Genomic DNA, 11,714 nt, shown 5'->3' on the forward strand with positions numbered 1-11,714 from the left:
TGCCACAAATTTTTTTCCTTTAACAAATTCTGTTTTTATGGTTTTAAATGTCATTTCCGCTAGGGCATTGTCATACGGACTCTCTTTTTGTTTAGATAGCGTTGAATATTAAGTTCTATTTAGATCAAGATAATTTATTAAAGCAATTACGTAGTATTGATTCATCGATGAAAAATATTCGATGCCAAATGCCAAATGCCAAATGCCATATGGCAAGTTAGGTGACGGATGTTATGCTTTATTTGAGTGGGAAAATCATGTCATTAAATTAATTGGCATCAATGCTCTTTATCCTGCTGATGTTTTAGAAATATGCGTTGCACCAGCACATTACAGTCAGGATATTAAAGATCAAGTTCGTGAAAATAATAGCTATATTATTCTATATTATACTGGGTATGAAAAGGATATACTTGAGCAATATGTTGCTTTAACACAGTTTGCTGTTGGATTTGAACATTGCGATATGAGCGCGCTTATTAATGCAAAGGCTCATCAAATTTTAGCAACACATGTTGCTAGCGCACTGGCAAATGAACAAAAAGGCGTCTATTTGTTACGTAATTGTTTACCACTGTTTTTTATTGGATTTGTGAAATTTAATGTTGACCGTTTTGATGGCGTATGGATGCGTACTTATGGTGCGGATGTTTTTGGCTTGCCCGATTTGGCTATATTAGCCAATAGTCATGAAGATAGCGAAAAGTATATGAACATGTTCAATAATTTATTGCTTTATTTGCGGGATAGTGGGGCATCGATACAAGCAGGTCACACTACAGAAGATACCGAAGGCAAAAAAATGTTATTACGTAGCCCATCAGCACAAGAATCTTTTTTACAAAATGGTGGAATGGTGTTGGTGATGGAATACCTTGTTGAGTAATCTTCAGTAATAAATCAGATTTATTGATATAACGATTAACATCCTCTTGATAATCATCGATTTTAGAAAAATTTAATATTAAGGAAGAATAAATGAATATTTTTTCACGTCTATTTGGTAAAAAGTCACAGCCACAACAAACTAATGGGGCACTAGTTGAAAATCCAGATATTAAGAAACCATTAACATTAGGTGTTGTGTTTAAAGGGCAATTTTGTTTTGAGGAAGATAATTTATTAAATAAATTACGCAATATAGATTCATCAATGAAAGACATTCAATGTCAACAGCCATTTGGACAGTTAGATGATGGATGTTATCTCTTAATTGGTTGGGGAAAACATGTGATTAAGCTATTTGGAATCAATGCCCCATATCCTGCTGAGGCTTTAGAAACTTGTGTTGCACCTGCACATTATAATCAGGATATCAAAGCGCAAATTCGAAATAATGATAGCCATTTAATTTTATATTATATTGGGTATGAGCAAGATGTACTTGAGCAATACCTAGCTTTAACCCGTTTAGCCGCTGGTTTGGAGGAGTTTAATGCTTTAGCCGTGATTAACGGAAATGGGCATTCTTCGTTACCAATAAGTACTATTCGTGGATTGGTTACAGATAAAGGTGGAATTGATAGTTTACGCCATTGCTTACCTTCGTTCTTTTGCGGATTTGTGAAATATGAAGTAGAAGGTGTTAAAGGGGTATGGATGCGTACTTATGGTGCGGATGTTTTTGGCTTACCTGATTTTGCTGTATTAGCCAATAGCCATGATGAGGGGGAATATTATTTTGAAATGTTTGGTAATATCCTAGAGTATCTACGTGATAGCGATGCAACAATGATGCCAGGTGATACTATGGAGGTAGGTGATAATGAAATGATGTCATTACGCGCTCCAGAAAATAATGAATACTTTTTGAAAGATCAAGGTCATGTTTTGGTGGTTGAAATAAATAGCAATAATGCAACTGCATAACTTGCCAGCAAAATTAATCTAATAAAATAAACGTCTATTTTTCAATAGAGTGTTTATTTTTTATGTTCATTTTATCACTTAATTTATTGCTTAATTTACTTATCGATAGTGCTAGCCCATTATCAAAACGTTATTTTTTCATTGTAAGTACAATATCGCCAGAATTAAGTCTTACCTTTTCACCATTATATTGGTACTCCGACCACAGAGCAGGATTATCCGATTCACAGTCATTAATAATTCGATATTCACTATAACCTGTATTGTTGCTTAAGATAGGTATAATCTTACCAACAGATCTTTCAATATCATGTTCAGACAAGTAGATAATTAATTTTTTGACTAATTCTAGTTTGTGTTTTAACTCTGGATTATCTTTATATGATGATTCAATAAAATCAATAATATCTAACATTTATAACCTTTATAAAAATGTAAAACCAAAAAAATGATTTGGGTCAAAAAGTAAATTACCACAGCCTTGGCCATTGAAGTAACTTATACTCATTGAGGAAAAGGGTATTGATGAGTATGTTATCTTGGTGATAGTTACAGTTTGCTCGGTTTTGAATAATTGCGAATAAATTGACATTAATGAAAAATGGTCATCATCATCTAAAGTAAACCATGCTTTAATTTCTGTTAATTCATTATATTGTATAATACCTGCTTCACTGAGATATAACTCAAAAATAACTTCATCAATAATAAAATATAATCTATCATAAAGCGGGTGAAAAATCGGTAGAGTAGCATAATCAACATAGCCAGCGATCATTACATCCTTTAGTTCACCAAGCATTAATCTATCAAAAAATCCCTGCATGATTAACTCTTTTTTTACTTTGTACAATTAACTCAAAAAACGATTCTGTTGTAATCAGCATATCAAGAAAGTTTTTTATATTAAAATTAACATTTACGCCATCCATTTTTTCACCTATACTTGTTTAAGCATCTATGGGCTGCTTCTGCCAAAGCCTCAAACCCCACGTACAGCGCTCCCAATCGTGGCGGTGATTGGGTTTTGTTTTCTTATATTATCGTTTAAATATTTGAATACTGACATGCAGTTGCTCTAAATAATCAAAGTTATCGTATGTAAATGTTGTCACACTCAACTAGCATCATTAGCTACTTCAAACATCATCTAAAAGGCATCTATTATTTGATAAATAGAACTCACCGATTTCTTGTACATCTTTATCGTCACTTTGTAAAGCTAAAATCGCCAATTTTTTTGATAACTTCTGGCTAAATGAATTGAATAAATACATCAATATACCAAATGTTTGATAATCCTGTTGCCCTAAAATAGGTGTAATATAATTCCAAATATGTTTTTCTAGCCACTGTGTATTGATACTTAAAATAATCTCTTGGCATAATTTTGTATTGCCATCTAAATATTGCATAATGTTGATAATTTCAGGTAATAAGCTTATTTTGATTGCTTCTGGAAATTGTTTGATCAAGTGTAATAACAAGGGATCAAACTTTTGGGTTAAATGTGTTTTAATTAATTCAACGGCTTTAGGCTGATTAGCTAATAAATAGAGTTTATTTAATAAATTATCCTGTAGATTAATGCAGTCGGTTAAAAACTGATTTATATCATTAAATGAGTGCATATTTTGGGTTACCTGTTTTATCTATGATGTTGCTCAAGGTTTTATCTGGCAAAACCATATCCAATTATCATGATGAAAATAGAATGCAATATTGTTATCAGGGCAGATAAGTAGACTATCATTATGAATATTATTTAGACAGTGGGTTGATATTTCCATCCCATTGGTATAGGCATCATAATAATATCCTGATTTAATGGTATAGTGCTTTATAATTTGAGTAAATTTTTCAAAAGCATTGTTATCAATTCTTACACAATGGTGATTCAAATGTTTATCAAGATGTTTGATGTTATTGGCAAATTTCGGCCATTTTCCATTAATTAGAAAGTGGTATCGTTGTTTTTTATCTTTTTTTATAAAGTTGTTTATAAAAAAATTAAGATGATTCATAGTATATTGAATATTAAGTTATGATTTTACCTTTATATATTGCCATTTTATCTTAAAAAATACCTTTTAATTGTTTTTTTGATATTTTGATCTGTTTAGCAATGACTTCTACATAGAATGAATGGCTTTGAATAATATAATGCCAATAGTCACCGCGATCATATTGTTGCCAATTAGGGAAATGAGATTGTCGTTCATTGACTAATTGCTCAAGCCATGATGATTCAGGGATAACCCAATAACAAGAATTAAAATCATCGCTATCACAATGACTGTAGTAAGCGCACTGTTTGTTTCGTTCAAAATGCATTGCCCAAACATTAGAAAACTCGAATATACCCGTAAATTTAGAATACTTTGCAGGTTTATACCATATTTTGCAATAGGCGGTTAATGTATCGCCTTTGGATTTTATGACAATATCATCGTTGGGGGCTTGCCAAAAAGGAAGTTCAATGGGATAGGCATGATCTTTGGCTTGTGAGCGTTGATAAGTGATACCATGATTGGTTAAGGTTGTTTGAATATGCTTTTCAACGTGGTAATTAGGATATTTACCCTCTGTAATCATAAAAGTAACAATATAAGATGGATTAAGAATGATGTCAAAAATACGATCAATTTTGTCATGAATCATTATAGCAAAATCACCTAACTTAGCTTTAGCAATACCACTATCATTTTTATAAGTGAATGTACAGTTAAAGGCTTTCGTAAGCTTGGCTAATAGTTGTTCAAATGAGCAATTCTCATCAATTAACAATCTTAACCATTTTGGGGGAGTATTCATCTGTTCCTGCTTAGCACTATTACTTTGTGATTAATTTAAGGCTGAACCGGTAAAAATATTCGCCAGTTTGCCAATAATATTTATCAATTTTAATCTTTTTGGGGATGAATTGTTAGGCTAATCTTATTTTTTATTATCTAAATAATTTTATTAAACGATTATTTTAAATTGAAGATAGTACTGAAAGTTGATTGATAGTTTTGCTATTTACTAATTTGTTAACGCTATCTATGCATAGATTACCATGGTTAGGATTTTTGTTTCTGTTAAATCTAAGTCACTATATAACGAATATGAGTGGATATTGATATTATAACGTTTTCTCAAATTAGCATTTAATTAATCGCGCAACTATTAAAAAAATAGCAGTGCGACGTGTAAGTCGCACCGTTATTGCTTATATTATTGTTAGTGTCGTTGAATTGATTTAAATTGTTTTGTTGTTTGTTTAAGTGCTATTTCTGTTGGTAAACGTTCCATTGAACTAGCTCCATAAAACCCATTACAATCAGGGCAATTGTCTAAAATATATTTAGCGTCTTCTGGAGTAGCAATAGGGCCACCATGGCATAAAATTATAATATCTGGTCGAATTGCTTTAGCTGCTTTAGCCCATTGATTGATTAAAGGCACACAGTCAGCAAGCTTTAAAGCCGTTTCTGCACCGATACTACCGCCCGTAGTTAATCCCATATGGGGTACTAAAATATCAGCGCCAGCTTTAGCCATATCGATTGCGTTTTGTTCACTAAATACATAAGGTGTTGTTAGCAGATCTTTTTCATGTGCTTTGCGAATCATTTCTACTTCTAAAGCGTATCCCATACCTGTTTCTTCAAGGTTTGCTCTAAAGTTACCATCAATTAGTCCAACAGTTGGGAAGTTTTGTACGCCAGCAAATCCAGTTTCCTTTAATTTATCTAAAAATTGATCGAATTGACAAAATGGATCTGTCCCATTAACGCCTGCTAACACTGGCGTGTGTTTAACTACTGGTAACACCTCTTTAGCCATATCCATCACAATTTCGTTAGCATTGCCATAAGCAAGCAATCCAGCTAATGAACCTCTACCAGCCATACGGTAACGTCCAGAATTATAAATAACAATAAGGTCGATACCACCAGCTTCTTCACATTTTGCCGATAAACCTGTGCCAGCGCCCCCACCAATGATGGGTTGCCCTTTTGCGATCATGTCATGAAATTTTTTTAGTAATTGTGAACGTTGATTTTTCATAATTTTCTCCACTTAATTTTTAATTATTTGAGTAAATTCATTAATAATCAGATCACAAAACTGGGGAGAGTTAATATGATGGGGTGTTTTTATTAATTTTCTTTTAGGGGTCTGAATAAATGTTTTTTCAAATTCATCAATAAAGGCTTTATTCGCTTTTGGTGACCAAAAAGTTCCTCCTTCAATATCCAATGCTGAAAACCCACCTTCAGGGATAATAAAAGTAACGTAACCTTGGCATTGATTAAGCTTATTTGCGATCCAATTAGCCATTTTTTTATTTTCTTCAGGCGTTGTTCGCATTAAGGTTACTTGTGGATTGTGTTGGTAAAATAAACGATCTTTATATTTTTCTGGAATAGTTTCAGGGCTAGAAAAATTAACCATATCAAGTGCTCCACACGATCCAATATATGGAATTTGGCTTCTAGCAATTGCGCCAAAACGATCTTCATTGCAAGCTAAAACACCATCAAATAAATAGTCACATACTTCTGTTGTGGTAATATCCAGTACTGCATGTAATAACTTGCTATCAGCTAGCTTTTCCATCGCTTTACCTCCGCTGCCTGTAGCATGGAAAACAAGGCAATCATATTGATCGTGCAATTTGGCTGATATAGATTGAACGCATGTGGTTGTAACACCAAACATAGTTAAGCCAATTGCAGTTTTATCTTCGATCGTTTCTTGGGTTTTAAAAAGAACTGAACCCGCAATAAAGTTAGCCGCATTTGATAAGACTTTTCTTGATATAACATTAATTCCTGCAATATCTGTGACTGAATACATCATTGCAATATCGCTTGCGCCAATATAATCAGAAATATTGCCAGATGCCATTGTAGATACCATGAGTTTAGGAATGCCAACAGCAAGTGATTGCATAGCAGGAGTAATTAATGCCGTTCCTCCTGAGCCACCTAATCCTAGTATAGCGCCTATATCATTTTGAGCCATCAAAAATAGTTTGAATGCATCTGCCATTGCAACAATCGCTTTACCTCGGTCACCACAAAATATAGCCGATTTGCCATGTGGATGGTAACTTGCAACCATTTCTGACGTGATAGTTGCTAAATGATTAAATTGATGAAGTTGTGTGGAAATATCGATAATTTTACAATTAAGATTTTTTAAATCGAGAAGGGTTTTGATATAAATGATTTCTTCCCGTTTGGTGTCTAGTGTCGTAACCAGATAAATTGTGCTAGTTGATGCCATTTATAGCTCCTAAACAGGTTAATAAGGTTAATACTTTTACCAAAAGGGTGGTTAATAGTCATACATTATATACTCAAAATGAGACATAAGTCTCATTTTTATAATACTAATTTTAACTTAGTGATTAAAATGCAGTATTATTTGATGATGAATTCAAATTAATAATATATCTAATGATTCAAGAGACTTTATTGCGTTCTACAAAATATACAGGCGCCAAAAAGAAGACTTATGAACGTTTAATTAATACAGCATTAGAAGCATTAGAGCAGGGCTTTGAACTGTCTATAACCGAATTAGCTGATAAATCGGGGGATTTCAAGAGCAACAGCTTACCGCTATTTCCCAACACAAAGTGATCTTATTTCTGCAATTGTTGAAAGTGCTTTAGGTCCCATTTTTAGTTGGCGATCAGAAAAACAAAATACAGAAGAACGCATCAATGATTTTTTAGCTTTTGCCTTTCCACAAATGTTAAAACATGAAGGGGCACTACGCGCAGCACTAAGAGTTTCATTACAACAATGGGCAACAAAACGAGCGTCATTATCTCAACAAACCGAAAAATTGGTGCGAGGTAATCGCAAAGAAATCCTTTCAACAATATTGTTACCACTCAAAACTGAACTTCCTGAAGAACTTTATAATAAAGTAATTTATGCTATTTCAATAATTTATGGCTCTGAAATATTTATGGTACTCAAAGATATCTGGATGCTTGATGACCAGTCTATAATATCACTATCGCAATGGATAGCTAAAGCAGTCATTAACCAAGCTAAACAAGATGCCTCAAAAATTTGATTGATGTGCTATGATAGCTGGTTAGCCTAATTTTGCTGATCGCTAGTGCTATTATAAAAATAAATGATTTTGTGAAAATTAATCCTTATTCACGTGTTTAAAGTAGGAAAACGATAATGAAAAAGCTTGTTTTTATTCTTATTTTTTGTCTTTGTGGCTGTGTGCATAAGCAAACGCAAATTTTACCCAGTAGTGACACCATTATCAAATTAAAGAGTGATGAAAAAATAGGTATTATTGCTGAATCACAAACATACTCATACCAATTTACAAGTGCCGATGCGATAGACAAGCTCAAAAGCTACCGTAATTTTTTAGCAGAATATAAAAATGATATTGAAAAAGCCTCTATCACTTTTTTCAGAGAACATGCAAGCGATGAAATTATTGTACGGTATAGTAATCTTATCCCAGAAAAAACAGTTTTAAACAATAACAATTTATCAATGAAGTATAAATCAGAATGGGTGTTAAAAGATGGTTATTATCAAGTGTCATTTAGCACAAAAGGAAATGCCTATAAGCAAGCAAATACGCTATCTGATCAATATTTATTACCAACCCCCATTACCGTGTTAGTCAAACCTAGAAATGAAATAAAAGCTAGTGAGGACATCACTGGTGATGTAGCAGGTTTAATTATATTGCCAGTTTTTATTCCATTAATGATGATTAGTTGTATTATGGGGCCTTGTTAAAAGCTATGTGTAAAAGCTATGTATAAAAGCTCTGTGTAGAAAAAGTTCGCCATCACATGCCAGGAAAATGATAATAATTAATCTACTGCCTATGATTGGAAGTGGAAAAGTAGATCGAAAAAAATTAGCCAACTTGTTGTTATAAATTACTATTATTAATGATTTGACTATCACAAAAAGCTGAACATTTTTAATGTGCTCAGCCCTGATTTTTAATAGCTATTAAAAATTTTAACTTTACTTGCTAAATTTGAAAATGCACATTTATTTGGCTAGTTACTATGGCTTATAGTTAGTGATATTGAATAGGGTGTTCACTTTGTTTATCATGTACTAAAAGTAGACAGGTGTCACTTGATGATACCGCCTGTTGTAAGCGAGCTTTGTCTTGCTCATTAAGATTATTGATACAAGCAACCACATAACTGCAAGTTTTGTTTTGTAACGCTTTTTCAATAGTTGATATTAAGTTTGCGTTATTTAAATTTGCTAGATGAACAACTTTGTTTTTATCTAAACCTGCGATATTAATCCATGAACGCTTTAACATTGGTCGGTTCGAAAGCCATAATTGCCATTTTTTAGCTTTGTTAAGTGATTTTAATAAAGGCCGTTGTTGTTGTAATACTTGTTGAAAAGGTGATTCAAAATTAATCGCCATAAGTTGTTGTGTTGAATGTTCAATAAGCATAATAACCTCAATACTGTTTTTATATACAGTGTATGTTAGTACAGTATTTCCCGCTTGTAAACTTTATTTTGATTGGTTTTTATATTATTTACAACTATTCAACTTTAAGAACGTAACCATTGATATGACAATATCCCTAAAAAAGTCATTAAAACAGAACCAATTACATGTATAAATAGGGTTGCCAATCCCCAATATATTCGACCTTCTTGTAAAAAATTGACAATTTCGGCTGAAAAAGTTGAAAACGTTGATAATCCGCCACAAAAACCCGTTATAACCAATAAACGCCATTCTGCCGATAGGTTAGAATGATTAAAAAAAGCAATCGCAAAACCAATAATGTAGCCTGCAACTAAATTTGATAGTAGTGTACCTAATGGGATAGCAAAAGTGATCGCATTGAATTTAAGTGATAAAAACCACCGTAATAAACCGCCAGCTACAGAACCCACTGAAATGGCTAACACCAGTTTTAGCATGATAAAACATCCTTAATTATAAAAAAAACATCAAATTAACTTTAACAAAATCTTAGTATTGGCCTTTTATTGGTAGTTACAATAAAAATTATTTCTTAAATAATCAAAATCTATAAAATTATAACGTCATCATACCAGTTGAAAATACAAATAGGAACTTCTGACCAAGTTGCGATAGAATGTTCATCATTAAGTAAAAAATTAGGGTATAGATATGTTTACGGGTATTGTTCAAGGTGTTGGTCAGATTATTGATATTATAGACCAAGATAAATTAAGAACGTATAAAGTTAAGTTACCGCATCAATTAACCGATAAAATTGAAATTGGGGCTTCGATAGCCAATGATGGTTGCTGTTTAACTGTAACGAAGTTTGATAATGGCGTAGTATCATTTGATATTATGGAAGAAACGTTAGCATTAACCACAATAGGTGATAAAAAAATTAACGATTTTGTAAATATAGAACGAAGCGCAAAATTTGGTGATGAAGTGGGTGGGCATATTATGTCAGGGCATATATCTTGCACAGCAATAATTGTTGATATTCAAAAAACAGCAACTAATTGCCATATGACACTACAGTTACCATCTCAGTTTAGCAAATATGTATTATATAAAGGCTTTATTGGTATTGACGGTGCGAGTTTAACGGTTGGGCAGATAGATAAAGATAGCTTTACGATTCATTTAATCCCTGAAACGTTAGCTATTACCACGTTAGATTCGAAAACGGTAGGGGATAAGGTAAATATTGAAATTGATGCTCAAACACAAGCTATTGTTGATACCGTTGAACGGGTACTGGCGGCAAAATAATCTTGAGTAATTGGAATAGGCGATAAATAATAATACTTATACTCATGAATAAATAAAGATTAAAACCACACAGACTAATTGCGTTTTAACATTCAATAATCAATTTTAGTTAAAAATTCAAGGCTCTGGGCTACTTTTTTAAGTAATAGATTGGCTAAATAAGAACTATTAAGCTAATCCAGGGCCTAATTTATCACGGCAAGATGCTAATAATTAAAGATGAGAGTAATTAACCGATCAAATAACGACGTTTTTTGTATTAAAGCCTTTAATTGTAAAGCATAATGTATCTTTGTAATATTGACTAACCCTAAATAAGATAAGCAATACTTACTTTTGTAAAATAATAACAATATCGCAGGTCTATTATGGAGTAATAATATAGGCCACTTATCACCTCAAAATAATCAAAAAACTTTAATAAAATCAATGGCTTTTCTGAATGATTTTTTTCTCTAATCAAGCAGACTATTAGACTATTGATCGATGGTTTGTTTAAAAAATAGACTTGATTTTTTCTCAAATCAGCGCTTATATATAACAGTGATGAGCATGGTGCTTATCACTCATTTAACTTTGGAGGAACTTATAATGGTACAAAAATTTGCTCCGTACGGTAGTGATGTCTCGTCTGGCACTTATAAGTGTGCCGACTGTGGGTATGTTTATTCAAACCAAAGTAAGAAATCGTTACCTCCTTGCCCTGATCATAATAAAACACCGCATAGCAAAAATGGTTGGTATATTATGTCTGGGCAAGGGGATTCAGTTAAAGATCCTCATCCTGATAAAAAGTAATCTTATAAGTTAATACTATCAAAAGGTAGCCGACTAGGTTACCTTTTTTGACCGCATTAAAATTAAATTCATAATGTTATAGGGCTATATGATTTAAAAAGTAACACACTCATTCTTGTATAAAAATTAAGTGAATTATAAGAGCCACATTCATCAAAATAAGTGACGGAAAATAGGAAATAAAGAATCATCAAATCAATTTTTAAAGATCACACATTGTTTATTGCTTTTGCAATTTGTTATGTATTTATGATTAAGCAATATAAATAAGTGAC

At 32.4% G+C, this 11,714-nt stretch carries 16 protein-coding genes; 7 read left to right on the forward strand and 9 right to left on the reverse strand.

What is annotated here, in order from left to right:
- Positions 1-181 precede the first annotated feature (181 nt).
- Positions 182-886, forward strand: coding sequence for a DUF4261 domain-containing protein (locus A9G40_RS02640; protein WP_065581789.1), 705 nt, complete (start codon positions 182-184; stop codon positions 884-886).
- 92 nt (positions 887-978) lie between these two features.
- The gene (locus tag A9G40_RS02645) at positions 979-1,869 is read left to right on the forward strand and encodes a DUF4261 domain-containing protein (protein ID WP_065581790.1); all 891 of its coding nucleotides are present in this window, start codon (positions 979-981) and stop codon (positions 1,867-1,869) included.
- Positions 1,870-1,999: 130 nt separating this feature from the next.
- Here A9G40_RS02645 and A9G40_RS02650 read toward each other — a convergent pair whose 3' ends face one another.
- The 7 genes from A9G40_RS02650 to A9G40_RS02680 all read right to left on the reverse strand — a co-directional run bounded on the left by A9G40_RS02650 (position 2,000) and on the right by A9G40_RS02680 (position 7,146).
- Positions 2,000-2,284, reverse strand: coding sequence for a hypothetical protein (locus A9G40_RS02650; protein ID WP_065581791.1), 285 nt, complete (start codon positions 2,282-2,284; stop codon positions 2,000-2,002).
- Positions 2,285-2,293: 9 nt separating this feature from the next.
- Entirely contained in the window at positions 2,294-2,695 is a 402-nt protein-coding gene (locus tag A9G40_RS02655) for a hypothetical protein (RefSeq protein ID WP_065581792.1), read from the reverse strand.
- 313 nt (positions 2,696-3,008) lie between these two features.
- Complete coding sequence (locus tag A9G40_RS02660) at positions 3,009-3,500, reverse strand: hypothetical protein (protein ID WP_065581793.1); 492 nt, start codon at positions 3,498-3,500, stop codon at positions 3,009-3,011.
- Between the two features lie 33 nt (positions 3,501-3,533).
- Positions 3,534-3,893, reverse strand: a complete 360-nt coding sequence (locus A9G40_RS02665) for a hypothetical protein (RefSeq protein ID WP_065581794.1) — start codon at positions 3,891-3,893, stop codon at positions 3,534-3,536.
- A 52-nt stretch (positions 3,894-3,945) separates the two neighbouring features.
- A complete protein-coding gene (locus tag A9G40_RS15180; RefSeq protein ID WP_218057921.1) occupies positions 3,946-4,683 on the reverse strand; it encodes a hypothetical protein in 738 nt (245 codons plus the stop codon).
- 408 nt (positions 4,684-5,091) lie between these two features.
- The gene (locus tag A9G40_RS02675; RefSeq protein WP_176700430.1) at positions 5,092-5,925 is read right to left on the reverse strand and encodes a phosphoenolpyruvate hydrolase family protein; all 834 of its coding nucleotides are present in this window, start codon (positions 5,923-5,925) and stop codon (positions 5,092-5,094) included.
- Positions 5,926-5,934: 9 nt separating this feature from the next.
- Positions 5,935-7,146: a Tm-1-like ATP-binding domain-containing protein gene (locus tag A9G40_RS02680; protein WP_065581796.1), complete on the reverse strand. Its 1,212-nt coding sequence runs from the start codon at positions 7,144-7,146 to the stop codon at positions 5,935-5,937.
- Positions 7,147-7,319: 173 nt separating this feature from the next.
- Between A9G40_RS02680 and A9G40_RS15185 the strand changes: the two genes are divergently transcribed.
- The 3 genes from A9G40_RS15185 to A9G40_RS02690 all read left to right on the forward strand — a co-directional run bounded on the left by A9G40_RS15185 (position 7,320) and on the right by A9G40_RS02690 (position 8,648).
- Positions 7,320-7,505: a hypothetical protein gene (locus A9G40_RS15185; protein ID WP_218057922.1), complete on the forward strand. Its 186-nt coding sequence runs from the start codon at positions 7,320-7,322 to the stop codon at positions 7,503-7,505.
- A gap of 112 nt (positions 7,506-7,617) precedes the next feature.
- Positions 7,618-7,950: a hypothetical protein gene (locus tag A9G40_RS15190; RefSeq protein ID WP_218057923.1), complete on the forward strand. Its 333-nt coding sequence runs from the start codon at positions 7,618-7,620 to the stop codon at positions 7,948-7,950.
- Positions 7,951-8,066: 116 nt separating this feature from the next.
- Entirely contained in the window at positions 8,067-8,648 is a 582-nt protein-coding gene (locus A9G40_RS02690; RefSeq protein WP_065581797.1) for a hypothetical protein, read from the forward strand.
- A 292-nt stretch (positions 8,649-8,940) separates the two neighbouring features.
- Here A9G40_RS02690 and A9G40_RS02695 read toward each other — a convergent pair whose 3' ends face one another.
- Positions 8,941-9,339: a cell division inhibitor SulA gene (locus tag A9G40_RS02695; protein ID WP_065581798.1), complete on the reverse strand. Its 399-nt coding sequence runs from the start codon at positions 9,337-9,339 to the stop codon at positions 8,941-8,943.
- A 104-nt stretch (positions 9,340-9,443) separates the two neighbouring features.
- A complete protein-coding gene (gene crcB, locus A9G40_RS02700) occupies positions 9,444-9,821 on the reverse strand; it encodes a fluoride efflux transporter CrcB (protein ID WP_065581799.1) in 378 nt (125 codons plus the stop codon).
- A gap of 214 nt (positions 9,822-10,035) precedes the next feature.
- Here crcB and A9G40_RS02705 point away from each other — a divergent pair, with 214 nt between their 5' ends.
- Together A9G40_RS02705 and A9G40_RS02710 are read left to right on the forward strand one after the other, a co-directional pair.
- Complete coding sequence (locus A9G40_RS02705) at positions 10,036-10,641, forward strand: riboflavin synthase (RefSeq protein WP_065581800.1); 606 nt, start codon at positions 10,036-10,038, stop codon at positions 10,639-10,641.
- 591 nt (positions 10,642-11,232) lie between these two features.
- Positions 11,233-11,439, forward strand: coding sequence for a hypothetical protein (locus tag A9G40_RS02710; protein ID WP_065566667.1), 207 nt, complete (start codon positions 11,233-11,235; stop codon positions 11,437-11,439).
- Positions 11,440-11,714: the final 275 nt, after the last annotated feature.

Source organism: Gilliamella sp. Nev3-1 (genome assembly GCF_001690435.1).
Taxonomy (GTDB): Bacteria; Pseudomonadota; Gammaproteobacteria; order Enterobacterales; family Orbaceae; genus Gilliamella; species Gilliamella apicola_C.

What these genes read in the sequence shown, in the direction of transcription:
- A9G40_RS02640 (WP_065581789.1), top strand. Translation starts at nt 182, where the DNA reads ATGCCAAATGCCAAATGCCAAATGCCATATGGCAAGTTAGGTGACGGA.
- A9G40_RS02645 (WP_065581790.1), top strand. Translation starts at nt 979, where the DNA reads ATGAATATTTTTTCACGTCTATTTGGTAAAAAGTCACAGCCACAACAA.
- A9G40_RS02650 (WP_065581791.1), bottom strand. Translation starts at nt 2,284, where the DNA reads ATGTTAGATATTATTGATTTTATTGAATCATCATATAAAGATAATCCA.
- A9G40_RS02655 (WP_065581792.1), bottom strand. Translation starts at nt 2,695, where the DNA reads ATGCAGGGATTTTTTGATAGATTAATGCTTGGTGAACTAAAGGATGTA.
- A9G40_RS02660 (WP_065581793.1), bottom strand. Translation starts at nt 3,500, where the DNA reads ATGCACTCATTTAATGATATAAATCAGTTTTTAACCGACTGCATTAAT.
- A9G40_RS02665 (WP_065581794.1), bottom strand. Translation starts at nt 3,893, where the DNA reads ATGAATCATCTTAATTTTTTTATAAACAACTTTATAAAAAAAGATAAA.
- A9G40_RS15180 (WP_218057921.1), bottom strand. Translation starts at nt 4,683, where the DNA reads ATGAATACTCCCCCAAAATGGTTAAGATTGTTAATTGATGAGAATTGC.
- A9G40_RS02680 (WP_065581796.1), bottom strand. Translation starts at nt 7,146, where the DNA reads ATGGCATCAACTAGCACAATTTATCTGGTTACGACACTAGACACCAAA.
- A9G40_RS15185 (WP_218057922.1), top strand. Translation starts at nt 7,320, where the DNA reads ATGATTCAAGAGACTTTATTGCGTTCTACAAAATATACAGGCGCCAAA.
- A9G40_RS15190 (WP_218057923.1), top strand. Translation starts at nt 7,618, where the DNA reads ATGTTAAAACATGAAGGGGCACTACGCGCAGCACTAAGAGTTTCATTA.
- A9G40_RS02690 (WP_065581797.1), top strand. Translation starts at nt 8,067, where the DNA reads ATGAAAAAGCTTGTTTTTATTCTTATTTTTTGTCTTTGTGGCTGTGTG.
- A9G40_RS02695 (WP_065581798.1), bottom strand. Translation starts at nt 9,339, where the DNA reads ATGCTTATTGAACATTCAACACAACAACTTATGGCGATTAATTTTGAA.
- crcB (WP_065581799.1), bottom strand. Translation starts at nt 9,821, where the DNA reads ATGCTAAAACTGGTGTTAGCCATTTCAGTGGGTTCTGTAGCTGGCGGT.
- A9G40_RS02705 (WP_065581800.1), top strand. Translation starts at nt 10,036, where the DNA reads ATGTTTACGGGTATTGTTCAAGGTGTTGGTCAGATTATTGATATTATA.
- A9G40_RS02710 (WP_065566667.1), top strand. Translation starts at nt 11,233, where the DNA reads ATGGTACAAAAATTTGCTCCGTACGGTAGTGATGTCTCGTCTGGCACT.